Consider the following 25,466-nt stretch of genomic DNA (forward strand, 5'->3'; position numbering starts at 1 on the left):
TATACAGCATGATGACCTATCTGTTTTCACATATTCCCGGCCCCCTTCTTGCTGCCGTTTTATTTTCGCTGTACCCCTGCAAAAACTTCTCCCAGGAACACTACTCCCCGGCTGTAGAATCTTTTGAAGCCGGAAATGTTTTAGAATTTTACGACACATCAGGTAACAGCCGGATTTCCGTCAGTGAAACACACCGGAGATTCGGGACCTCATCGCTACGGTGGGAATGGACGGGTGAGAGTACAGTGGGAACCGCTCATTTCAGGGTACTTTCGCATGACGAGAGCCCACTGGCCTACGGCCATCATTTCCCGGCAAGCCCTACCCTGGCCATGTCTGTGTACAACGAAACCCCACAGGATGGCAGCATCACCGTTTCTTTTGAAAAAAAAGGAGCAAAAGAAGTGTGGTTCAGCATTCCGTTATCTTTTAAGGGGTGGAGACGTATATGGGTGCCCTTCTATGAAATGCAGGGGAACACTCCCGAAAAGGGGGCCCCGGTAGCTTATGACTACTTCAGGGTCAGTTCGGCATCTGAAAAGGGAAAACTCTTTTTTGACGATATTATCTTTTCGCAATACCAGGACGACCGGCACCAGTACCCGGACATGATCGTTCCTTTTATCAAGGCAGACCAGGACCTGGCCAGGGACCACTGGTTGCCGTTGATAAGCAACTACCGGCGTATTCAGGAAATGGAAGCCCCGCCCGTTTCCCTGGCCACGCGAATGGACCTGAAAAAGTTTGAGGAGCGCATAGACCAGGACCTGGCCATAGATCAAAAATACAAGGTTTATATCAAGACCCTCCGCGAGATGTTCGGAGCCCTGGGGATTACCGGTAATGGCACAACGGTACTGGGCCCTCCCCTGACATTCAAGGAAGAGCAGGAATATTACGACGAAACACAACAGGGGGCAAGAGTGCATAACGACGTAAAGGAACTGGGCAGGGTATTGAAAAAACTGGCCGGTTTTCACGACAGGGCCAACCCGGCGGAACAGCAGGAGATCGAAGCCATGTTCCTGGCCGGAACAAGGTATTACCTCGACCAGGGATGGCAGGCCGGGGCCAACGGGGGTACACGGCATCATATAGGGTACAACGTCAAGGAACTGGCCGAGGCTTTTTTTATCATGCGCCGTTTCTTATACGAACACCAGTTGCTGAACGAGGTCGGGGCCAGCCTGCACTGGTTGTTTAACCTGGGGATGATCCTGGACGACGAAAGTAATTTTCACGTCAACATCGACTATCTCAACACCCAGTCTTATTACCACCTGATGCTTATTTTTCTATTTGAGGCACAGGAAAAACAGGCGGCCCTGCTCAGCGCATATTCCAGGTATATCTCCATTACCCTGGCACAGCAAAAGGAAGAATGGGGCTTTAAGGCAGACGGCACTTCCTGGCATCACAACGGGCACTACCCGGCCTACGGGATCGGGGCCTTCAAAACCGTGCCCAAAGTTATCAGCACGCTGGCCCGAACACGGTTTCGTATCGATACCAGGGGGCATGAGAACTTTAAGAAAGCATTTCTCACTTCTCGTATATACAGCCAGCTCTATAACTGGGGCTTTGGCAATGCCGGTCGCCATCCCCTGGAAAACAACGGCATAGCCTCTCTTAAAGAAGAGTTCCTGCTTATGGCCTATGCCGGGAACCCCGAAGGGAACTCCAAAATTGACCGGGATGTTGCAGCGGCATACCTCCGCCTGTGGGGAAAGGACGATGTTTTGAATTCCTCCGTTTTTTCCGGTGTAAACGGGATACAGAAAGAAGACCTGTCCGGTTATTATACCCTGCCCTATGCTGCTACGGCCATTCACAGGCGCAACGACTGGGCCGCCCTGATCAAGGGATACAGCAAATATGTCTGGGCTTCCGAGATCTATGTCGATGAGAACAGGTACGGCCGGTACCCCGCCAACGGTACGGTTGAGTTGCTGAACCGGCAGGGGGAGGAAGGCAGTGGCTTCCGCCAGGAGGGCTGGGACTGGAACCGCTATCCCGGGGCTACCGTTGTCTACCTGCCGTTAAAGGAACTGGAAGCAAAGATGCCGCTGATCATGTTCCGCTCCGACGAAACCTTTGCTGGAGCCACAAGCCTGGAAGGAAACGGTATCTTCGGAATGATCCTGAACGAAGGCAAGGGCTCCAATGCAGACGGCCCCGAAACCAAGGTAGGGTATCCCGGGAGACTGAAAGCGAGAAAATCGGTCTTCTCTTTTGGAGAGAAACTCATTTGTATAGGCACGGATATTTCGAGCATGGATACTGAAAATCCCGTACAGACCAATATATTTCAGTCTTATCTCACTGATACGGGAACACCGCTGTATTCCTCAGCGGGAGCTATTAAAAAATTTCCGTATAGCACAACACTGACACCCCGGCAGGAAGACCCTTCCTGGCTGGTTGATCCTTATGGTAACGGTTATTATATACTATCGGGTACCCCGGTGCAGGTCAAAAAGGAAAAACAGCATTCGTATCACAATAAATACTCGGTCAATACCGGAAAAATGAACCCCAAGGGAAAGGGAGCAAAAGAAACAGAAGGCAACTATGCCAGCGCATGGATAGACCACGGAAAAGCTCCCGGGCACGCTTCTTACCAATATATCATTTATCCGTTCCTGAAAGAGGAAGACCGGAAGCATTTTGAACGAAAGATAAAACAGGATGACTCCTACATGATAATGCGGGCCGATAGCACGGCCCATATTGCCCGGGATAACACAACCCATACCACGGGATACGTGGTTTTCGAAGCCAACCGGGACCTGCAGAACGGTATGCTGAAGCATACCTCAGCCCCTGCACTGGTCATGATCGGTCAAAAGCAGGACAATATCCTCACCATCAGTGCCGTTCAGCCCGACCTGAACTTCCCGGAATACCAGAAAGGCAGGTTCCGGAATTACAGCACCCCGGTAACACTTACCATAACCCTGAAAGGGAGATGGAATACCACCCCATCCGGTTCCGGTTTTATCCGGTCTGTAGTACACAACGGCAATGATACCGAAATAACCCTGGACTGTATAGACGGGCTCCCCAGGGAATTTAATGTGAACAGATGAAAATGTATGACAAAAATCACACGACGTACCGCTTTCCGGATCGGTAGCCGCAGGCAATTCCGGGCTGAACATACCTGAATAAGGTTGCCCGTTTTCAGGTTAACTCCAAATCGTGACTAAAACAAGGTATATCCCAGGATGAATTCAATCTTCTGATAATCGCTGTTCCAGGACAGATAATCTCCGAGGACCTCCCTGGCGGTCTGAAACCGTATTTCCACACTGTACCTGTCGCGGAACTTATATCCCAGGCCAAGGGCCAGATTCTGACGGCCTTCGACTTCGAGAGTGTTGTAAACGGAATCGTCGGCCCTTTTAAATTCCAGGGATCCATCCATTTTAATATCCGTGATATAAAAGGCATTTACAAATAGCCTGGACTGATCGTTGAGAAAAAAATAATGCCGGATCCCGAGCGGGATCTCCAGGGAAGTATACTCCATTTCGGCCCGTAATATCCCCCCTGATACATTGCTGGTTTCCTGGGTCTTGTCTGCCTTATACTCCTGGTAAGTGGGTTCCAGCACCAAAGCCCATTTGTTTTTGTTGAACGGCAGGACAAATTCTGCCTCCAGTCCCAGCGCAAAACCGGTCCGGCTGCCGAAATCCATCTTTCCGTTTGACAATGCCCCGTTGTCCATACGCAATGAACCACTGAAAATACGGGGCCTTACAGACAAGTTGAAATCCACTCCCTTCCGGTGCTTGTCGTAATTCACAAAACCGGCGTCCATACAGGTATTATACCGGGTAAAGAGAGGGATCAGTTCCGGTTTCTTATACCTCAGGGTATTGATACGCTCCATTTTTATGGTATTACACTTCAGCCCGTTCCACAACTGCCTGCGGAATTCGTAATTTGTTCCAATATTTCCCCCGGGGGCACGATACTTTTTATAAACCAGGGGAACCATCTCTCCGCCATCCATACGGTAATAATACCTGATCATATTTCCATCCGCATACCGGTACAAAGATGCTTTTCCTTCTACCAGTACCTTCAGAAAAAGCTGTTCTTCCCCGAAAACGGGTTCCCTGCTTTCGGAAAGGGCATCCAGTTTATCGGCAGACCGGTCTATTTTTACGGTACTTCTCACGTATTTGTACGTACTGCCAATACCGAATTCCTTCACCTGTTCCATACCGGCATGAACGACTTCCCCGTTCTGGCTCCTCCTGTACATAAAGCCGGAAGGCGTATTGCGCCAGTCCATATTTTTTATATAACATTCATTTTTTTTACCCGTGTTATCGATAAAATAACCTTCTTCGAACCTGATCTGGGAATAACAGGAAAAGGACAGTATCGCAAAAAGGAGGAATAGTAACTGTTCTTTCACAGTGCGTTTTTTTGGTTAGTAATACAACGGTGCTCCCGGCGTACTGAAAACAAACACCGGCAGGAACTTTTCGTTTAAAAATATCCCTATAAAAAACGGGACTATGTCCCGTATGTTCTCAAACAGAAAAAAAAGACCACAGCTTGTTCTCTTTTGGCAGGTTTTCAGGGACACTCCAAATATATCGATATTTTTTAATTATCCCTCCCGGAAATTCCCGATGCCTCAAAATGAAGGAGTTTTTCAAAAAATAGTATGATTTTGTATTGATGCTATGGCTTTGACGGCAAAACAAGGATAAAATATAAAAAATAACGATGTTTTTTATGAATCTACCGGGAAAATACAGTTTAAAATCACTCAAAAACATTTACTTCTCCTATAAGCCGCATGACCAGGCAATAAACCCGAATGCACCACAATCACAAAGCCGGTAAACCTTTCTTTCACAATTCCCTCACAACCATTTATTTTTGTTATATTTATGTTATCTTTTTGGCAAAAAGGCCTATTCCTTTCACCCCGGGGAAATACAAAGAATATGGAAGATAAGGAGATATACGGGAAATTTCCGCCCTCGGTGCTCTGGCAGCTAAAAAAGGGCGACGAACGTGCGTTCGACAGGCTGTATCACGCCTATAAGGGGCAATTGTACGGGAACCTTCTCAAAATCGTAAAATCGGAAGAAACTGCCCAAGAATTGTTGCAGAAAGTCTTTATACGGGTCTGGCAAAAACGCTGTGATATAGACCCCGAAAACAATGTGGAAGCCTACCTCTTCCGTATTGCCGGTAATATGGCCATAGATTTTTTCCGGAAAGCAGCATACGACCGCAAACTCGAGGCCGAACTCATCGCCACCTCCACGACCAATTACACCCATATAGAAGAAGGCCTCTTCCATCGCGAAACTACCGAATCCCTGTCTTACGCCATAGAAACCCTGCCCCCGAAACGCCGACGGATATTCGAACTGGTAAAACTGGAAGGGAAAAGCTATGAAGAAGTGAGCCGTATACTAAACATCTCCACCTCCACGGTCAACGACCATATTGTAAAAGCAACCCGCACCGTAAAGGAATATCTTATTCTTAAAGGAGATCTGGCAGGCATGATCCTTGTCTTACTGTTTATAGAAGGATTACCCCGGCTATGAACAGGAGGGTGTACCGTAATGCCGGCCTTAATCCGCTACCCGCTCAAACCATACATTCCTTGCCCGCGGCACACTGATATAAAACCCGGTCAGTTTCCCGTCTTTGTCACGCTCAAACCTCACCTTCTGAGTTTTACCCCGCGAAAATGTATCCGTACCCGACGGTGTCAGTTTCCTCTTTTGGTGAGACTGTGCAGTCATAATCAACGTAGTATCGCCGGCCAGCGTTGCCACCCACTTCCCTCCGCAGGCGGCACTGGCATACCGGCCGGTAAATTCTGCCAGCTCATCCCTGCCAATACGATAGGGCGTACGCCCGTCCGCTTCCCGGTCGGCAGCATCCGGCGGCGGTGTGCCGAGAAATAGCGACGCTATCCGGTTTCCCGTTCCGGTGGTGGATAAACTGCCGTCATTGGAAAGGTACACAATAGATAATTCCTGCCCGGGAAAATAAGCCATCCACGCACGGTACCCCGCCGTGGCCCCACTGTGGTTTACCGAACGGTACCCGTTGTATTCATTGACAAATACACCCCCCGCATAAGCAATGGTGTCTCCGTTGTTCAGCACCCCGCGTTCGGTCCGCAGCCGGAGCAGGGCTGCACCGCCCAGCGGACTGTTTTTCCAGCTGGTATTCCATCTATCCAGGTCGGCAGTGGTGGTCAGCAATGCAGCATGCCCATACGTATTTTCAAAAGGCATAATGGTCTCATACCCGTCATCACCCTTGTTATAAGCTGTGGCCCGGTGAGGTACTATTTTCCGGAAATCGGTACGCCACGACGTGGCTTCCATTCCCAGGGGATTAAAAATACGTTCCTGTGTAAAATCAGCCAGCGTTTGTCCTGACACCCGTTCCACGATCTGTGTTAGCAGCGTGTAGTTTGAGTTACTATACAGGTATTCCGCACCGGGGGTATAATTGAGGGTAGGTTGCCTGACGATATACTCCAGTGCCAGGGCATTGGTATACTCCCGCGTACCCCTGGGCCAGCCGCCAAGCCCGGCCAATACCCCCCAATCCTTAAGCCCGCTGGTGTGGTTGAGCAGGTGCCTCACGGTAATGGTCTTTCCATAATCCGGCAATTCGGGAATATACTGCCGGACATCATCGTCCAGCCCTACTTTCCCTTCCTGTACGAGCAGGAGTACAGCTGTGGCTGTAAATTGCTTGGAAACCGAACCCGCCTCAAAGCGCGTACTATCGGTTACGGGCACACCCAGTTCCATATTGGCCAACCCCTTATGTTTGTGATAAATGACCTCGCCGTGACGGCTCACGGTCACCGAAATGCCGGGTGTTTGCTGATCGACCGAAACAAACAATTCATCCATCTTACTGAGGGTATCCCGCAGTGTCTGCGCTGCGGAAAGCAGTGGAGCCCACCACAATAATCCAAGCAACAGGGTATATTTCATTTTCATAATAAAAACAGATTGTTATTCTCTTTTGTTAAACCGATACCCGGCGTACCGGGCAGTACAAGCCGGCCGTCCGAAAGTGTTACCCCGGTATACGGGTTATTCGCCGTATCCAGGTGACCATCCAGATCCACCCAATCAGCCAGCGCTCCGAGTTGTGCAGCAGCCGAAATTGCACAGGACGTTTCTGTCATACACCCCAGCATCACTCTCATTCCCAATGCTTTTGCCGATACAGCCAGCTTAAACCCCTCCCGGAGCCCGGTACACTTCATCAGCTTGATATTGATGCCGTGATAGGTAGAAGAAGCCGTTCTGATATCCGTCAGCCGTTGTACGGCTTCATCGCCAACGGTGGGCAGCGGACTCCGTTCGGTAAGCCAGGTGTTACCGGCCACATCATCCCTCGGCATGGGTTGTTCAATAAATACGGCACCTTGTTCTTTGAGCCAGTATACCAGGTCCAGTGCTTCTTCTTTGTTTTTCCATCCCTGGTTGGCATCCACAAAAAAAGGCTGCTGCGTCACAGACCGGATGGCTGTGATCATGGCCCGGTCATTATCCGTACCCAATTTGATCTTCAAATAACGAAACCCACTGAGTTCACCGGCCCTTTCGGCCATCCTTTCGGGCGTATCCAGACCAATGGTCATGGACGTGCAGGGCCGTACGGCAGGCAAACCGAAATAACGGTGTACCGGCAGGCGGAGCAGCTTGCCCACCAGATCATGCAGGGCAATATCCACTGCAGTTTTTGCGGCTGCATTGCCCGGAGCAATGGCATCCACATATTGCAAGATGCTTTCGGTATCAAAAGGGTCTGTAAAACCGGAGAGGTCTACCGCGCTGAGGAATTTTGTTGCAGACTCCACAGATTCCCCATACAAAGGGGGCATCGAGGCCTCGCCATAGCCATGAACACCGTCAAGAGAAAGCCGGGTGAGCATTAGCGGAGCACGGTCGCGGGAGCCCCGGGAAATCCGGAATACACGGTTCAACCGCAGGTCATAAGGCTGAAATGAAAGTTTGAGCATAACGTATATGTTTAAAATAAATCTTCATCAGGCCATTCTACCGGTGCCGCTACAATATCTTCCAGCAACCCTTCCAGGTCAGTCGCATCTCCATTGACCATAATCGCAGCACATATTCCCGATCCCGTGCGCATCCAGTGACTTCTGCTCCCCGGAAACGAGCCTCCGTGATACCACGTGCTTCCGTTTACAAAGAAACCAAGGGCATAGCGCTGATAACCGAACGGCGGTGTCGTCATGGTCTGGACGGTTGTACTTTCCAGTATATCCGGCACAGTGGAAATACCATCCACATGAACCAACAACCGCACCAGGTCCGATGCCGTGGCAATCCAGCCACCGTTGGCGTCGCGCCTTTCGAAATTGTAGTTGTAGGCATTGCTGCTGTGATACCGGGATTCGTCCGGTTTCTGGTCTCCCAGGGTATTTCCCCCGATCTCCATCGTAGTGATACCGATCGGTTCCAGAATTTCTTCCCGTACATACTGCTCGTAGCTCTTCTGCGTAAGCTTTTCGATAACGCGCCCCAATATCATAAACCCGACATTGGAATACGCATAGCTGGTACCCGGCGGATTGCTCAGGGGGACATTGTCTATGATGTAAGAAATCAATTCCTGAGCGTTGAGCTGGTTCTGCTGCATGGTCGGGTCGCTATTGTTATTGGACCATCCGCCCACATGATGCGACAGGCAGTGCTTTACGGTAAGGGCAGCAACATGCTGCGGGTACGGTGGTGTACCAAAATCATTCCCCAGGATACCGCCATCGCCAAAAATCCTGTCGTCCAGGTCAAGCTTCCCTTCTTCCAGCAACTTCATGATCGCTATGGATGTGATACTTTTCGAAACACTGGATATCCGCGACCGGGTATCCACGGTCATCAGGTCGCCACTTTCGCTATCGGCAAAACCGTAGGCCCCGGCAAATACCAGTTTACCATCACGGGTAATGGCCAGCGTAGCCCCGGGAACAGCGTTTTTACTCATATACCGGTAGACCATATCATCTATCTGTTCAAGTCCGCCCTCTTCAGACGGCGGGGGTTTGACAAGGCCTTCTTTAGAACAGGCACCGAAGCCAACAATAAGGACAAAGGCCATCAACATGGTGCCCATCCTGCTTTTCAATCTATTCGTACTAAACATAAACATCTATCTTTTCTGTTACTTTGATTTTATTATCTATTCCGGCCAGAATTCGTTTATATTCAACGCATGATTGCCCAGTTCCCCTTCGAAATACACCGATGGGTCGACAGTACTGGTAAACCGTATGCGGTCTCCGGTACGGCTCATTGAAAACTGCGTCACCATCAGGAAATTGTCAATGATTTCCGGCGCCCGGGTGGCATTGCCATTGCCGTTTTGATAAATAAACGCAAACGGTTGTACGCGCCCTTCGTAGTCCACCCGCCATTGGAAGCGGATTTGCCCCAAAAACCGACCGCCCGAAGACGAATAGTACTGGTTCACCACCTGTACATCCTGGAAATTGAAATCCGGATTGAAATAAAACAGCATTTTGTGCAATTGCCGGCCGGCCAGACTCTCGATATACGCCTTGCCTTCCTGCCACCGTGCCTGGAATGCGGCCGACTGCTGAGGAGCATCAGGGTCGATATACAGGGTAGTAAAATAGCCTCCATCGCCATCCGAAAACAGTTCATGCATGGCCGGAGACGACGGAAATGGCCGTATAGAACCGTTTGCGCTCAACGTAGCCAGCGGACCGATAAGGTATGAATCCGGATCATCTGTACGGAACAACCCACCAAGCTGCACTTCGGGCCGTGCGGGTGTGGCAATATCGGGATCTACCCAGTCTACTTTAAACGAATGTGCTTCCAGGTAATCGCCCAATATGGGATGGAAGTTCGCGCGTTGTGCGGTACCGTTTCCGTTGGCTTCCACAAATTCGAATGTCCCGACACCTTCGGCATCCAGTTCCAAACGGTAGGTCCACTGCGCATACGGTGATGCGGTAAGGCTATTCCCTCCGCCGCCATAGTACTGTGCCGTTACCCGTACCAGGTCGTCCTCATCAAAATAAATATAGAGACTCTGCAACCGGCGTGAACCATCGGCATACGCCGCCAGATTGGCGGCAGATTCTTCGATACGCTGCCGGATGTCAGCAGGCAGATCAGGGTTCAGCGGGTCGATATAGATGCTGTTGAAATAACTATCCGGCCCCAATTGCTCATACAACGGATACCCGTCACTGGGCGGCCCTGTCAGCGAAATGGAAATACCCAGCCGCTTATAGTTTTCGCTTACCTTAACCTGGTCGTTCCCTACCAGTTCCAAAACCACGGTAACCACACCAGATCCCGCAGGGAAATCCAATATGTCAATGCCAAGCCGTGCAGTACTGTTATTGGCTTCAAAAACAAAGCTGCCATTGTCGGGCAATGCGTAATGCATCCCTTCGACAGCCGTAGTTTCCTCCGGAACAACACGGTATTGAAGGGTCTGGTCGGCATCCAGCTGCTTCCCGATCAGGTTTACCTGGAATGTGTGTTCACCGCTACCTTTTTCATAGGCCCCCAATATAGGATAGGTTTTATCCGGTGCATTACTCTCCCAGGTCGCCGTATCGAACTCGATCATGGCCTCGGTGAACAGGAAATCGTCCGTATAGTCTTTGAAACAGGAGGACAGGATAGATAAGGTCAGCATCATGGCGATCATCGTCCCGATGCGTTTGATGGTTTGTATATATACTGAAATCATTTGCTTTACCATTTATTGCGTCATGAAACTTAATAACCGAAATTCTGTTGGAGGTTGCCATTACGTTCAACCTCCGAGTACGGTATGGGCGCCAATATCCGGTATTCATCAAACCGGACGTCCCCTATGGGTTTGATGATATCCATCCCCAGCCTCTTGAGGTCGAAAAACCGGTGTCCTTCAAATGCCAGTTCCAACCGGCGCTGCAGCAGAATTTCGTCAATCAGACCCTGGCCGGAAAGTGTTTCCGGTACAGGGTTGAGCCCGGCACGTTCACGGATACGGTTGACATCCTGCCGGGCCTGCTCATCCATCCCGGACCGGGCATAAGCCTCGGCCCTGTTCAAATACACTTCGGATACCCGGATAACGGGTACATTGTCGTGGTTGATGGCACTCCGGCTCAGGAACTTTGTAATTTCAGTCCGGTTGGCATTCCTGCCCAGTCCGTTCATAAAAAGCCCCCGGCGTACATCATCTGCCGGATACAGCTCATACAGCTCATCACCCACCACCACATTGCCGCGATTGGAGAACGATGTGGAACTTAATGTTTGCCTGCTCGTAAAAGTAACCCGCAACGATTCATTTACCGGGTTGCTGTGGTCGCCCAGATGGAAGACGACCTCAAAGATGGACTCCGGCAGCTTCATTTGCCGCCACCCGGCAATATAATTGTCATGCCCCATAAACCGGCCCCCGCTCAATTCCAGCGCTTTATCCGCTTCGGTAATGACCCGCTCAAAATCTTCATTATAGAGCGCTACCCTGGAGAATAAGGATGCTGCCGCAGCGGCAGACCCATAATATTCCGGGTCCGAACCATCTACCGTTTTCCCTTCCAGCAGGTTGAATGCCATTTCCAGGTCATCATAGATCAATTCGTATATCTGCTCTATATCCGCCCGCGAAGGATAGGTTACCTGGTCGGTTCCCAGCACCGGTTCCACCAACAAAGGCACGCTGCCATAGTCAACCTCATCGATACGCGATTTGGGGTCATAGCCATAGATGCGGGACAAATTGTGGTAGTACAATGCCCTCAGGAAATATGCCTGCCCGGCAATAGTTTCCTCAAACTCCTCACTTACCCCCACGGGAGGTTCTTCCAGCACATGGAGAATATTGTTGATCTCATTGATGGCAGCATAACTGCTTCCCCAGATTCCCATATGGGCCCCCGGCTGGTTCCTGTACTGCCCATACAGCGCCGTCGGATTGTTGGTATGTTCGGTATTGTCGGCCAGTAACTCCGGTATGGCGACAAGGTCCCTGCCATACTGGCTGGTTTGGCGCAGATAGGCATAAACCGAATTAATGGCAGCCTGGATGGCCTCGGGGCTCTCCAATGCCTCCCTTGAATCGATGGACTGTTTGGGGGTCACATCCAATACGCTATCGCATGCCGAAAACAGCATGCTGCCAGTCAGCCCGATTGCGATTATTGATTGTTTGATATATGTATATGTCTTCATTTCGAATTCGTATTAAAATCCAACTTGTATACCTGCCGTAAAACTCATGGTCTGCGGTACAATGCCCCGGTTACTTGACACCGATCCGTCCACAGCAAACTCCGGATCATAGCCTATCCATTTGGTCCAGGTATACAGGTTTACCGCCGTCACATAAACCCGTAAGCGGTCCAGTTTCAGTGTATCCAGCAGGTTAGGCTGAAATTGATAAGCCAGTGTTACCTCCCGCAGCCGGACAAACGATGCGTCGTGCAGAAACTGGGTGGAGGTACTGCTTCTCGAACTGCTGTTCCGCTCAGCTCCTCCGGCAATGGGGCGGGCCACATAGGTCACCTGTCCGGGGGTCGTCCACCGCGCGTCGTACAATTCCTGAAGGGTATTCCTGCCCGGGTTGCTCATAATATTGTACCAGTCCTGGTACATGCTGTTGGCCATATACCGGCCCATATCAAAATGGAACAATGTGCTTAGTTCAAACCCCTTATACGAAAAGGTATTGGTCAACCCGCCAAAATAGTCGGACTGCCAGCCTTTCTTTGTGGGCACATTATCTTCGGCGGTCGGCAAGTAGGTGATATTGCCATCCTTGTCATACCACATGGAACGTCCGTTGGTCGCATTGACCCCGGCATACCGGGGCCGATACCATATTTTCAGCGGAGACCCTACACGAATGGTATTGGCAATATAATCCAGCCCGTCATACAACTCCATAACCTCGTTCCGCAAAAATGCAATGTTGAAGTTGGTGGACCATTTAAATCCATCGTCCGAGGTTATGTTGACCGTATTGAGGTCTATTTCCAAACCTTTATTGACCACCCGTCCCAAATTGTCGTCTACGTTGCTGAAGCCACTGGTTTCGGGGAGCGGCTTATTCAGCAACAGCTGTTCGCTATTGCGATGGAAGACTTCCACGGTTCCCGAAATCCGGTTGGCGAACATCCCGAAATCCAACCCGATATTGGTAGAAACATTACGCTCCCAGCCCAGTTCGGGATTGGCCAGGGTCTGCAATCGGAGTGCTGCATTTTCGTTGTACCGGGTACCTCCCTGGTAGAATCCCCGGGACGATACATTATTGATCTGGTCGTTGCCTACCACGCCATATCCGGCACGGAGTTTCAGCTGGTTGACCCAAGCGGCGGCTTTCAAAAACCGTTCCTGTGCCATATCCCATCCGGCCGAGATACCCGGGAAGAAACCAAACCGATTGTTCGAACCGAAACGTGACGAGCCGTCGTAACGCGCCACAGCCGATACAAAAAGCTTGTTCCGGTAATCGTAGTTTACCTGGCCGAAAAAACCCAGGCGGCGGCTACCGCTCCACGAACCGGTTACGGAGTAGGGTTCGGCTGCCGACTGGTTGGTACGGAACTGATAGGTAGGAAAGTTGTTGGCACGGGACGATTCGTGTTCCCGTACATCACTCCGGTATTCGGCACCCACCAACGCGGTAATGCCATGGTCGTCGTTGATTGTGGTGTGATAACTTAAAGTCTGGTTGGTCGTAAAATTCACATTTTCGGTATTTTCGTCAATGAGGTACCCGTTCCACGGTGCACCGTTGGGCGTACGCGGATCACGGTAATAATCCGCCCGGATATAGCGGTAATCGATACCGTAGAACGATTTGAAGGTCAGGTTGTCCAGTATCTTATAAGAAACACTTAAATTGCCGATCAGCGACCGCTGACGTACAATATTGTCATCTACCGTAGCCGCCTGTATGGGGTTAAAGCCCGTACCAGGCATTCCCTCGTATGCATTAAAGGTATCATCAGCATTGTAAATGGGTATTGTAGGCGGCATTAAAGCCGCTGTAAATTGCGGCGATGCAGCCCCCGAAGTATCTCCCCAGGAACCGGTATTGCCGTTTTGGGTGATCAGGCTGAGGTTGACTCCCGCATCAACGCTTAGCCCGGGAACAACCTCATGATTCAGCCGCATTTTAAAATTACCGCGCTCAAAATCAACATTTGTCACATTCCCTTCGTGCTTATTGTAAGCTCCCGACAAGTAAAAATTAGACTTATCCGTACCACCGGACATATTGAACTCCACATTTCGTACCGTACCGGGTTTAAACGCCGCACCTTGCCAGTCATAGGTAGGCAGGCCGGCAATTTCCTCGTCTGTCAGGTCGGGCCTCACTCCCAGATCGGTCAGTGCCTGTGACAGGGCGACATTTGGGCTCAAACCCGGATCATTGTTCAGCAGCGCTTCCCGGCGCAACGCCACAGCGTCGGAGCTGCTCAATACGTCCATATGTTTCATCGGGGCGGATACCCCCTCGTAATAGTTGAAGTTGACACGGGTTTTTCCGGCCTTTCCTTTTTTCGTAGTGATCAATACCACGCCATTGGCGGCCTGTGCACCGTATATGGCCGCCGAGGCGGCATCTTTCAATACTTCGATCGATTCGATATCGTTGGGATTGATATAGGCCAGTACATTGGTGGATGTACGACCACTGGGTGCATCACTATTCAGCTGCACACCATCCACAATATACATGGGCTCGGTGCCCGCATTGATGGATCCGATACCCCGGATATTGACCCGAACGGCTCCGCCCGGCACACCAGTGGAGGTTTGTACCAGTACACCGGCCGCCCGCCCTTGTATCGCTTTGTCAAGTGATTGGATGGGCATATTCTGGATATCCTCTCCGCTTACAGAGGCCATAGCACCGGTGATGCTTCGCCGTTGCTGTGTGCCATAACCCGTAACCACCACCTCATCCAGCTCCGAAATATCCTCCTCCATGGTAACATTGAGGATGGTGTCCTGAACCGTAACTTCCAGGGGCTTCATTCCCATATACCTGAAAACAAGAATTTCGTCATCTTTTGCGGCAATAGTATATTTACCGTCAAAATCAGTGGTGGTCCCTTGTGTTGTCCCTTTTACCAATACGGTTACGCCCGGAACGGGGACCCCGTCTGTATCGGTCACCACCCCCGTTACCTGTAGCTGCTGCAAGGGATACTCCTGCTCCGTTTCCGGATCAGGGGCCTTTTCAGACGCCGGGGCTTTACGGATAATAATCTCGCTGTCCATGGCCCTGTATTCGTATGCACGGGGAATAAGCAGGGTGTCCAGGACACGTTTGAGGGATTGCTGCTTTACATTAAGCGTAATGCGCTCAGGTTCCTCAGTGATAAGGCCACTGTACATCATGGGTATACCTGAGGTTTTCTGAAGGGCATCCAGGGCATCTTTCAGGGATACGTTCTGTACGGTAAGGCTTATCGGACGTTCCAGAAGAGGTTGTCCGCTCACACGCTTGGCGGGCAGTGTAAAGGCACTGCAATAGAGTATGCAACTTATAATAAATGTCCAACGCATAATCCTGATAATTAAAAGCAGCCATTGTTGCCAAAACGGACACCAAAAGCCTGCTTCTTTTAAGAAGTGCTTTTTTTTCATATTTTTATGGTGTTAAACACCGGCGGCTGTATATGGTTTTCCAGGCCTGTGATATGCTGCCGGTTCAGTTTATAATCCTGATCTCTCCCCGTTGCCACGGGGAGGGATTTTTCATTTATCTGATGATTTTTATTCTGGATCTGATCTGCGGTAGACAGGATGGCGGGAATTCTGAAGTTTCGCATTCCACCGGCCGGTTGTAAAAGAGTTCTGGTTTCATAGTGTTCTGGTTGTTAATTTTATTTTTTTACATCTGTATTCTTACGGTCACATTGCCCCGCATCCATTTCCCTTAAAATAGACGGTATTCTCCTCTTTCCGTATGGTGGCATTGACCGTAAGGGCTACCTTTTCCAGGAAGTGGTACACATCGTCTTCCGGTTTTTTGGTACCGTAAAAGGTACAGTTTACGAGCCTGCCTTCCGTTTTCAGGGCCAGGCCGTATTCCCTGGCCATGTCGGAAAGGATATTTTCAACGGGAGTACCCCGGTATTCAAAAATGCCTTCCCTTCTGGACTGCATTGCAGATGCATCGGGGGCCTCTTCCCTGACCAGGGATTTCGTTTCCGCATCAAACACGGCCCGCTGATCGGAATTTAACAATACCTCTGCCCCTTCCTGCTGTTTCTCATCTGCCACTACCCGTACTCTTCCGGTAACGACAGTAACCGACAGATCTTTTTCATAAGCCTGTATATTAAAAGAAGTTCCCAATACCGTGGTACTCACTTCTCCCGTACGGATAACAAACGGGTGGTCTTTATCCGGGGACACTTCAAAAAAAGCCTCGCCCGTAAGGGTAACTTCCCGCTGTGCTCCCCGAAAGGCGTCCGGGTATCTCAGCGAACTTTCCGGCCCCAGCCATATCATGGAACCATCGGCCAGCTGAAACTGCTGCCGCTGGCCGCTTTGAGTATTGACATATTGTATTTCTACCGGGTCTATCCAGTTGTGGAATGTGTCCCGGTATCCCCATCCCAGTCCTGCGAAAACCGCGATAGCCGCAGCGGCCGCTATCTGCGGCCAAAGCTTACGTAACCCCCTACTCTTCCTGTCTGTCCTTACGGTTTTTTGTATTTCACGATGTATTTTTTCAAAGAGCGCTTTTCCCCTGGGGCTATGTTCAAAACCAGGATTTACCGGCCGGGCGAGTTGTTCTTCTATAAGTGCATACAATCTCTCCCGGTCTTCTGTCCCGAAATATTGCAAAAGCTGCCGTATTTCCTGTGGAGAACAGCGATTATCCAGGTAACGAAGGAATATTTCTCTGAGCTGGTTTCTATGTTCCAATTGTAAAAGGTTTTTCTCTGCTGTTTTATAGTAATACGAGCAGAAAAAGAAGTACATCTGCTCTGAAAGTGTTTTTTTTTACAAAACAGATCAAATAGTTGCAATTATTGTTTTGTACGCCAGAGCAGGGACCAGAATCTTATGCTCTCGCAGACCTCTCTCATACCAAAAAATACGGGAGCATTCCGGAATATGAGACCCGGAACACTCCCGCTATAATACCCCGGAATCCCGGGTTTTTTACTTTCTCTAAAACGAAAGACTGAAGCCCAGTCTTACATTTCTTCCCCGGGTGGTATACCCGGCCAGTTCTACATAATCTTCATTGAAGATATTACTGATATTCGCAAACAACTTCATTCGATGGCTGAGGATATGATGGCTCAGGTACAGGTCGAACAGGGAAAAGCTGTTCATGACTATTCCCCCGGCGTCTGTGCGGTCGCTGAGATACTGGTAGCTTACCGAAGCAAAGGTATGCTCACACACATCAAAACCCGCAGTAGCATTGACCTTGTGTTTAGGGATACGCAGCGCTACCTGGTCACGGTTTTCCGTAAAGGTGTAATTGGCATCCAGCTGCAAAAAGTCTACGGGCTTTACGGAAAATTCAGCTTCTGTGCCGTTTACGGTATAGCGTTCATTTATATTGACATACCCCTCGGTTCCGTAAAATATGAAGTTTTTCTCTCTCCGGTTAAAGTAAAGCGCACTTAACCGCAACGTCCCGGTCTTCCATTCCACCCCGCCTTCCAGGGTACGGTCTTCTTCGGGTTCCAGGTCAGGATTGGCCCCGAACTGCCCGTACAACTGCGACAGGTTCGGAGCTATGTATGACGTACTGAACGACCCCAGGGCTTTGAGATAACTCTCTTCTTTCAGTAACAGGGTATAAGAAGGGTTCAGATTGTAGGTGAAATGCGTACCGTATTCGCTGTGGTTATTCAGCCTCGCTCCGGCGTTCATATTAAATCCGAAACCGGACACCCATACGACATTGGCATAAGGATCGGTGATGGTAAAGTCCTGGTCCGTATCAAATTCCGCATCATTCCGGATATAATTGATCCCCAATACGGTATAAAACCTGTCGTTGAAATTATACTTGTTATAGATATCTGCCACCAGGCTACCGGCATCATAAACCGCAGGATAATCGGATACGATCTCCCTTTCTATCTTGTGATACGCCACACTGGCCTGTACACTACCCCTCCCGTAAGTAAACCCGGGGGCTATGCCGGTACGGTATTGTTTGCTGATACTGCGATCGTCCGTATCGATAAAACTACCATCCATCGCATACCCGTCCATATCTGCCTTATACTTGTCGTAATTGCCGAATACATCTACGGAAAACCGGTCTGTTGCCTGGTATCCCACTTTTACATTGGTGTTAAAACGGGAAAAGGCATCTCTTTCGGTACCGGAAGAGGCCACGGAAAGTCCGTCGGCATACTGCTGTGCAAAACCGGCCTGGTAGCTCACTTTGCCCGAACGTCCGCCCACGGCTATGCTGTTGGAAAAATCAGAGGGATTATATTTCCGGTCATCCCGGGACTGGTTGGTCCCTATACTCGAACGGAATGTGGCCGACAAGGGGTTGTCTGAAGCCTTCCTGGTAGTAATATTAATAACCGCCGTAGCAGCGGCATTACCGTAAAGGGTACTGGCTGCGCCCTTCACGATCTCTATGGAAGCGATCTGGCTGATATCGACCAGCCGGAGGTCGAAATCGGCAGCGGGGGCAGAAGGATCGGATACCTGGACCCCGTCTATAAGCACCAGTACCTGCCTGTTAGACCCGCCGCGGATATAGTACCCGAGGTTCTGCCCTGCATTACTGCGGCTCCCGCCGATCTCGATACCACTTTTGGTATTGATCACCTCGGCCAGGCTTTTACCCTGGTTCTTTTCGAGTTCTTCTGCCGTGATCCTGATCACGGTTTTTCCCGAATGTTCCCGCTTTAGTTCGAAACGGGAATCGGTAACCACCACCTCGTCCAGTTGTTGCAGCTCCTGGGCCCTTCCCAGTGTGCATAATGCCAGCATGGCAGCGAAAGAAATTGTTTTTTTCTTCATTGTTCTTGTGTAATAAAAACGGGAATACAGCGGTAGCACCGCCAAACTTTTTTTCCCGAAAGTCTGACTTTGATTCTCGACCTGGCAGGTCTCCTGGCTTACGTCCTGTTGCAGGCCTTCCCGTTCCTGACGGAACAGTGGCAACGCAGTGGTAACAACAGGCATCCCCGTATTTCCCCATAATCACGGGAAGGGACAAAGTTTACAGTTGCGGGTACAGCCCGGGTTTTACACCCGGTTCCCTTTTCATCGGCAAAGCCGAACCAGATTCTGCCGCGAATATACGAACTAATCCCGATAAGCCGGTGGCTCCGATACATTCCGCCGGAAGTCGGGAATTGTCATTCAGATCGTAGAGAAGAATCTCCCCCCACGATCAAAGGAACTTCAATAGCATTCCCCAAAAACCGGAGATTCCTCCTATCGTCGGAATGACACTACCCCTGTCATTCAGACCGTAGGGAAGAATCTCCCCCCACGATCAAAGGAACTTCAATAGCATTCCCAAAAACCGGAGATTCCTCCTATCGTCGGAATGACACTACCCCTGTCATTCAGACCGTAGGGAAGAATCTCCGCCCCGGCACAAAGGAGCTTCAACAGCACAACGGCAAAAAAGAGATTCCTCCCCGACCGAAAAGGCCGGGACAGGCTCTATCGTCGGAATGACAACTAAAAAACCACAGCCCTGCAATTCCACATTTGTTATTTAATGATATAAAACAGGCATTTACCCCATTATTACGGGGATATTGGCTACATTTGTCCTGTTCATACATACTATTTCCCGTTATAAGTGGGGGAGCACCGGGTATTCCGGGCTTTCCCTTAAAAAGGAACCGTGTGAGAATCACGGGCTGACGCGCAACTGTAAGTAACATAAAGTTGCTGCCGCACCACAATCCATTGTCCGTAAGGATGAGAAGGATGGCAGTAATGTTACAAGCCAGGAGACTTGCTTATAATGCAGAGACGTATGCTTTCGCGGTTTTGAAGCAGTAGTCGGGATATTTCGGCAGGCATGGTCCGTGTGGTTACACAGCGGAATGCTGCCTTTATACGGCCATATCCTCTCTTCTACGATCCTTCCAAAGCATACGGAAAAATAGTTGGTAAGGAACATTAATGTAATTGATGTTTAACTTAATGCTATTTTAAAAATGCAAAAAAACAATTTGGGCTACCCGCGTATCGGTGCCCGGCGTGAACTGAAAAAGGCCTGCGAGCAGTACTGGTCCGGAAAAACCGGCCGGGACGAACTGCTCGATGTGGCAGAAAGACTGCGCAGAGAAAACTGGAAAGTACAGCAGGAAGCGGGTATTGACCTGATCCCGTGCAACGACTTCAGTTTTTACGACCAGGTACTGGACATGTCGCTTACCCTGGGAGCCATCCCGAAAAGGTATAACGCCGTACTGACACAGAATAAGGAAAACACCGAACTGGACCTCTATTTTGCCATGGCAAGGGGATACCAGAAAGGCGGACTGGACATCACCGCCATGGAAATGACCAAGTGGTTCGATACCAATTATCACTATATCGTTCCCGAATTCCATAAAAACCAGGCCTTTAAATGGTTTTCTTCCAGGATTACCGAAGCGTTCTCAGAGGCTAAAAAAAACCTTGACAAAACACCAAAACCGGTACTGATAGGGCCGGTGACCTACCTGCTTCTGGGGAAGGAGAAAGAAGAAGGCTTCGAACGTATCGACCTGATAAAGAACCTGCTTCCCGTATATATCGAAATTCTCAACAAGCTTAAAGATCTCGGGGCCGAATGGGTACAGCTCGACGAACCTTTCCTGGCAATGGACCTTAGCGAAAAAGAAAAAGAGGCTTATAGACTGGCCTATACCACCATTGCTGATGAGTGCAAGGAACTCAAATTACTGGTGGCCACCTATTTTGAGGCCCTGGGAGACAATACCGCCCTTGCAGCCTCCCTGCCGGTATCTGCCTTACATATAGACCTGGCCAGGGCTCCCCGGCAACTGGATACTGTTCTGGACGCAATACCGGACAGCCTGTCACTGTCCCTGGGGGTTATAGACGGAAGGAATATCTGGAAAAATGATTATGAAAAATCGCTGTCCCTCATCGACAAGGCTATAAGCAGACTGGGCAGGGACCGGGTCTTTATAGCTCCTTCCTGTTCCCTGCTGCACACCCCGTATGACCTCGATGCGGAAACGGCCATAGATCCGGAAATAAAAAACTGGCTGGCATTTGCCAGACAGAAACTGGATGAAGTATCTGAACTACACAAGATCGCGGAAGGCAACGCATCCCTTCTGGAAGAAAACAGGAAAGCACAGGAAAGCCGCCGTATCTCCGAACGAATCCACAAACCACGGGTAAAATCAAGGGTTGCCGGAATTACGGAGGCCGATACCGAACGGAGATCGCCTTTTCCGGTAAGGCAGAAAATACAGAAGAAACGCTTTGCCCTGCCGCTGTATCCCACTACAACCATCGGTTCATTTCCTCAAACGCCGGATATCAGGAAACTCCGGGCCCAATTGAAAAAAGGGGGAATTTCACCGGGTGAGTATGCCGCACAGATTGAAAAAGCCACGGTGGAAGCCATCCGGATACAAGAGAAGATAGGCCTGGACGTACTGGTACACGGTGAATTTGAGCGTAACGATATGGTAGAGTATTTCGGGGAACTGCTGGACGGGTTTGTCTTTACACAAAACGGCTGGGTACAGAGCTACGGCAGCCGCTGTGTAAAACCGCCGATTATTTTCGGGGATGTAAGCCGTCCGGAAGACATGACGGTACAATGGAGCCGTTTTGCACAGGAACACACCGGCAAGATCGTAAAAGGCATGCTCACCGGCCCGGTAACCATTCTGCAATGGTCCTTTGTCAGGGACGACCAGCCCAGATCGGAAACCACCTGCCAGATAGCCCTGGCCATCCGGGATGAGGTAGTGGCCCTGGAAAAAGCCGGAATTTCCATGATACAGATCGACGAGCCGGCCATACGCGAAGGGCTGCCCCTGCGCAAAAAAGACTGGCCCGCCTACCTGGACTGGGCGATCAGGGCCTTCCGTATTTCCGCCAGCGGGGTACGGGACGAAACCCAGATCCATACGCATATGTGCTACAGCGAGTTCAATGACATCATTGCACATATTGCCGCCATGGATGCCGATGTCATTACCATAGAGACCTCCCGTTCGCAAATGGAACTCCTGGAAGCCTTTTCCGGTTTCCGCTATCCCAATGAAATAGGGCCGGGAGTGTATGATATTCATTCGCCGAGGGTCCCCACGGTAGAGGAAATGGTGGTATTGCTCAAAAAGGCTGCCATCCTGCTGCCCGCTGAAAACATCTGGGTAAACCCGGATTGCGGATTAAAGACCCGTAAATGGGAAGAAACGGAAGCCGCCCTGCGCAATATGGTCAAGGCAGCAGCGTTGATCAGGAAGGAGGTAGGACAAACAGTATAACGTCTCCGTACCTCATTATACAGAAACCGTTTTTGTCCGGGAATCAGGAATGCTGATCCCAACACCGGGCAAGAACGGTTTTTTTATATCCGCACAGCGAAAAGATCCCAAAACTTGTACAACTTTCAGCAAAATCGTATTATTACGGCTTCTAAACATTACCGGCCGGCCTTTGGGTTGTCCTTCACCGGGCAGATACCAGGCTCTTTTTTACAACCGTTATAACTATATGGAAGAAGACAGGATCATTGAAAACAGGGAACTCTCCATATGGGAAGCACTGATTCCCGTATTGGCACTCATCGGAATGCTCGCGTATAATGTTCTTTTTGTATACAAGGACAGTGCCCTGGACGGGTCTAACCAGTTTATCCTGTTAATCGGGGCTTCGATAGCCGCCATAGTAGGTTTTTTCAATAAGATATCCTATCACGACATGATGGAGGAAGTGGCCAAGAACCTGAAAGCCACCACCAGCCCCATACTGATCCTCCTGATGGTAGGGGCGCTATCCGGCACATGGCTCATAAGCGGCATTATTCCTGCCATGGTGTATTACGGCATACAAATATTGAACCCCACCATATTTCTCGCAGCCTGCGTTGTTATATGTTCCATTATTTCGGTGGCCACCGGAAGTAGCTGGACCACCTCGGCCACGGTGGGTATTGCCCTTGTAGGCATAGGGGATGCCCTGGGTATCCCAGTCGGGATGACCGCCGGTGCCGTACTCTCGGGAGCGTATTTCGGCGATAAGATGTCGCCCCTGAGCGATACCACCAATCTCGCCCCTGCAATGGCGGGCACAGACCTCTTTACCCATATCCGGTATATGGCCATGACTACAACCCCCACCATCATTATCACGATAATCATCTTTATCATAATGGGTTTTTCTATGGACACTACCGGAAAGACAGACACCGCCGGGATCATCGCTGCCATAGAGAACACCTTTAATATAACTCCCTGGCTGTTTACCATCCCCGTACTGGTCATATTTATGATCGTAAAAAAGACCCAGCCCCTGATCGCCCTGCTTGCAGGCACATTACTGGGAGGGATATTCGCCATTGTGTTCCAGCCCGACATCGTTATGGGGGTCGCCGGGGAAAAAGTACTGAACTTCCACTCCGCCTACCGGGGGGTCATGGATGCCATAACCACGGAAACGGCCATCTCCACTACAAACCCCACCCTGAACGAACTGTTTTCTGCAAAGGGAATGGCCGGCATGCTGAACACCATCTGGCTTATTGTATGTGCCATGGTCTTCGGAGGTGTCATGGAAGCCATCGGGGCACTGGCCCGTATTACCGACAGCCTGCTCAAAATGTTCCACACCACCTTCGGGCTTTTTGCCAGTACGGTAGCCAGTTGCCTGGCATTGAATGTCACGGCCTCAGACCAGTACCTGGCCATTGTGGTACCCGGAAAAATGTTTGCCAAAGCATATAAGGACAAGGGGCTCGCTCCGGAAAACCTGAGCCGTACACTGGAAGATTCGGCCACGGTAACCTCCGTACTCGTACCCTGGAATACCTGTGGGGCCTATCACAGCAGTGTTCTCGGGGTAAGCCCGGCTGCCTATATAGGCTATGCCTTTTTCAATTATCTCAGTCCGTTCATGACCCTGCTGTTTGCGGCACTGCGCATTAAAATAAGGCAGCTCCGCCAAAAATAAACTACCTGATTTTCCTCTAACCTGCTGTGGATACGACAGGTAATAACCCGGGCTGTCATCGTTATTAATAACATCTATCAGACTATAAAATATTATAATCTTTTATAATGCGGAAGGTCCGGATACTATGCTATTTTTGCAGTAGAAAATTAATAATCAAATAAAAATAACAACTATGGCATTTGTAGGCAAAAAGTTTCCTAACATAGCGGTAAACGCTATGGATGAAATGGGAGATACATTCAAGCTGAATGTGTTTGAAGAAGCGGTTAAAAACAACAAAAAAGTAATTCTTTTCTGGTATCCGAAAGACTTTACTTTTGTTTGCCCTACCGAATTACATGCGTTTCAGGCCGCATTGCCGGAATTCGAAAAGAGGAATACCGTGGTTATCGGTGCTTCCTGCGATACGGCCGAAGTACATTTTGCATGGCTCAACACTTCCAGGGATAACGGTGGTATAGAAGGAGTTACCTACCCGATACTGGCCGACAGCAACAGGAACCTGGCCAATATGCTGCGTATCCTGGACCTGCAGTCTGAAGAATACCAGGAAGATACCGATTCTTACGTTTACGACGGGGACAATGTAACCTACAGGGCTACCTACCTGATCGACGAGGAAGGAACCATTTTCCACGAAAGCGTCAATCACATGCCCGTAGGAAGAAACGTCAGCGAATTCCTGCGCCTGATCGATGCCTATGCGCATGTTCAGAAAAACGGGGAAGTATGCCCGGCTAACTGGGAAGAAGGAAAAACAGCTATGTCGGCTACCAGAACCGGTGTTGCCGAATACCTGAGCGCGAACTAATCACAGCGCCTTTCAGGCAATACATCACATACCCTGTGCCCGGCTTCGCGAAGCCGGGCACTCTTTACCGGGCCAAACCACGGATCTTTCCTTAAAACAGTCCCGGTCATCACTCAATGTAAAATCGCTTAAAAATTATAGCCATGATACAGGAATTGGATCAAGACAACCTGTCTGAAGTAGTTTCCGGAAACAATACGGTATTTGTTCAGTACTCGGCCGGATGGTGCGGTAACTGCCGCATTATGAAACCCAAGTTCAAAAAATTTGCTTCCGAAGCCGAAAACGCGGTATTTGTGGTAGCTGATGCTGAAAAATTCCCGGAATCGAGAAAACTGGCCAATGTAGACAATCTTCCTACCTTTGCCGTTTTCAGGGACGGAGCACTGGTAAACCAGGTGCAGACCAACAAAACGGACGTACTGAAATCATTTATCGACGACAATAAATAA

At 49.9% G+C, this 25,466-nt stretch carries 16 protein-coding genes and 2 riboswitches; of the genes, 6 read left to right on the forward strand and 10 right to left on the reverse strand.

From position 1 onward, the window contains the following. Positions 1-8 precede the first annotated feature (8 nt). Complete coding sequence (locus DN748_RS05350; RefSeq protein ID WP_161554471.1) at positions 9-3,089, forward strand: chondroitinase family polysaccharide lyase; 3,081 nt, start codon at positions 9-11, stop codon at positions 3,087-3,089. 116 nt (positions 3,090-3,205) lie between these two features. On the opposite strand, the gene DN748_RS05355 is transcribed toward DN748_RS05350, so the two are convergent. Continuing rightward, positions 3,206-4,429 carry an outer membrane beta-barrel protein gene (locus tag DN748_RS05355; protein ID WP_112370736.1) on the reverse strand — a complete coding sequence of 408 codons (1,224 nt, stop codon included), beginning with the start codon at positions 4,427-4,429 and terminating at the stop codon, positions 3,206-3,208. A gap of 541 nt (positions 4,430-4,970) precedes the next feature. Between DN748_RS05355 and DN748_RS05360 the strand changes: the two genes are divergently transcribed. After that, the gene (locus tag DN748_RS05360; RefSeq protein ID WP_112370737.1) at positions 4,971-5,585 is read left to right on the forward strand and encodes an RNA polymerase sigma factor; all 615 of its coding nucleotides are present in this window, start codon (positions 4,971-4,973) and stop codon (positions 5,583-5,585) included. 27 nt (positions 5,586-5,612) lie between these two features. On the opposite strand, the gene DN748_RS05365 is transcribed toward DN748_RS05360, so the two are convergent. From DN748_RS05365 to DN748_RS05405, 9 genes are all read right to left on the reverse strand, one after another. Continuing rightward, positions 5,613-7,010 carry a serine hydrolase domain-containing protein gene (locus DN748_RS05365; protein ID WP_112370738.1) on the reverse strand — a complete coding sequence of 466 codons (1,398 nt, stop codon included), beginning with the start codon at positions 7,008-7,010 and terminating at the stop codon, positions 5,613-5,615. Then, positions 7,007-8,041, reverse strand: coding sequence for a dipeptide epimerase (locus tag DN748_RS05370; RefSeq protein ID WP_112370739.1), 1,035 nt, complete (start codon positions 8,039-8,041; stop codon positions 7,007-7,009). Before DN748_RS05370 ends, DN748_RS05365 begins: the two co-directional genes overlap by 4 nt. Before the next feature lie 11 nt (positions 8,042-8,052). Then, positions 8,053-9,189, reverse strand: coding sequence for a serine hydrolase domain-containing protein (locus DN748_RS05375; RefSeq protein ID WP_161554472.1), 1,137 nt, complete (start codon positions 9,187-9,189; stop codon positions 8,053-8,055). Positions 9,190-9,225: 36 nt separating this feature from the next. Next, on the reverse strand, positions 9,226-10,776 hold the full coding sequence (locus tag DN748_RS05380; RefSeq protein ID WP_161554473.1) for a DUF4843 domain-containing protein: 1,551 nt from the start codon (positions 10,774-10,776) through the stop codon (positions 9,226-9,228). Positions 10,777-10,805: 29 nt separating this feature from the next. Beyond that, entirely contained in the window at positions 10,806-12,251 is a 1,446-nt protein-coding gene (locus DN748_RS05385; protein ID WP_201741431.1) for a RagB/SusD family nutrient uptake outer membrane protein, read from the reverse strand. A 12-nt stretch (positions 12,252-12,263) separates the two neighbouring features. After that, positions 12,264-15,602 carry a SusC/RagA family TonB-linked outer membrane protein gene (locus DN748_RS05390; protein ID WP_161554474.1) on the reverse strand — a complete coding sequence of 1,113 codons (3,339 nt, stop codon included), beginning with the start codon at positions 15,600-15,602 and terminating at the stop codon, positions 12,264-12,266. Positions 15,603-15,679: 77 nt separating this feature from the next. Then, positions 15,680-15,868: a hypothetical protein gene (locus DN748_RS05395; RefSeq protein WP_112370744.1), complete on the reverse strand. Its 189-nt coding sequence runs from the start codon at positions 15,866-15,868 to the stop codon at positions 15,680-15,682. A gap of 82 nt (positions 15,869-15,950) precedes the next feature. Continuing rightward, positions 15,951-16,973, reverse strand: coding sequence for a FecR family protein (locus DN748_RS05400; protein ID WP_161554475.1), 1,023 nt, complete (start codon positions 16,971-16,973; stop codon positions 15,951-15,953). Between the two features lie 249 nt (positions 16,974-17,222). Then, positions 17,223-19,055, reverse strand: a complete 1,833-nt coding sequence (locus tag DN748_RS05405) for a TonB-dependent receptor plug domain-containing protein (RefSeq protein WP_112370746.1) — start codon at positions 19,053-19,055, stop codon at positions 17,223-17,225. A 66-nt stretch (positions 19,056-19,121) separates the two neighbouring features. Next, a riboswitch (cobalamin riboswitch) is annotated at positions 19,122-19,338 on the reverse strand. A gap of 494 nt (positions 19,339-19,832) precedes the next feature. Next, a riboswitch (cobalamin riboswitch) is annotated at positions 19,833-20,032 on the forward strand. Positions 20,033-20,215: 183 nt separating this feature from the next. On the opposite strand from DN748_RS05405, the gene metE reads away from it, so the two are divergent. The 4 genes from metE to DN748_RS05425 all read left to right on the forward strand — a co-directional run bounded on the left by metE (position 20,216) and on the right by DN748_RS05425 (position 25,466). Beyond that, a complete protein-coding gene (gene metE / locus DN748_RS05410) occupies positions 20,216-22,516 on the forward strand; it encodes a 5-methyltetrahydropteroyltriglutamate--homocysteine S-methyltransferase (protein WP_112370747.1) in 2,301 nt (766 codons plus the stop codon). Between the two features lie 229 nt (positions 22,517-22,745). Next, entirely contained in the window at positions 22,746-24,200 is a 1,455-nt protein-coding gene (gene nhaC / locus DN748_RS05415) for a Na+/H+ antiporter NhaC (protein WP_112370824.1), read from the forward strand. Positions 24,201-24,375: 175 nt separating this feature from the next. Then, the gene (locus DN748_RS05420) at positions 24,376-25,014 is read left to right on the forward strand and encodes a peroxiredoxin (protein ID WP_112370748.1); all 639 of its coding nucleotides are present in this window, start codon (positions 24,376-24,378) and stop codon (positions 25,012-25,014) included. 143 nt (positions 25,015-25,157) lie between these two features. Continuing rightward, positions 25,158-25,466 (forward strand): thioredoxin family protein, encoded by a 309-nt coding sequence (locus DN748_RS05425; protein WP_112370749.1) that lies wholly within the window; start codon positions 25,158-25,160, stop codon positions 25,464-25,466.

Origin of the sequence: Sinomicrobium soli, from assembly GCF_003285545.1 — a bacterium.
Classification (GTDB): domain Bacteria; phylum Bacteroidota; class Bacteroidia; order Flavobacteriales; family Flavobacteriaceae; genus Sinomicrobium.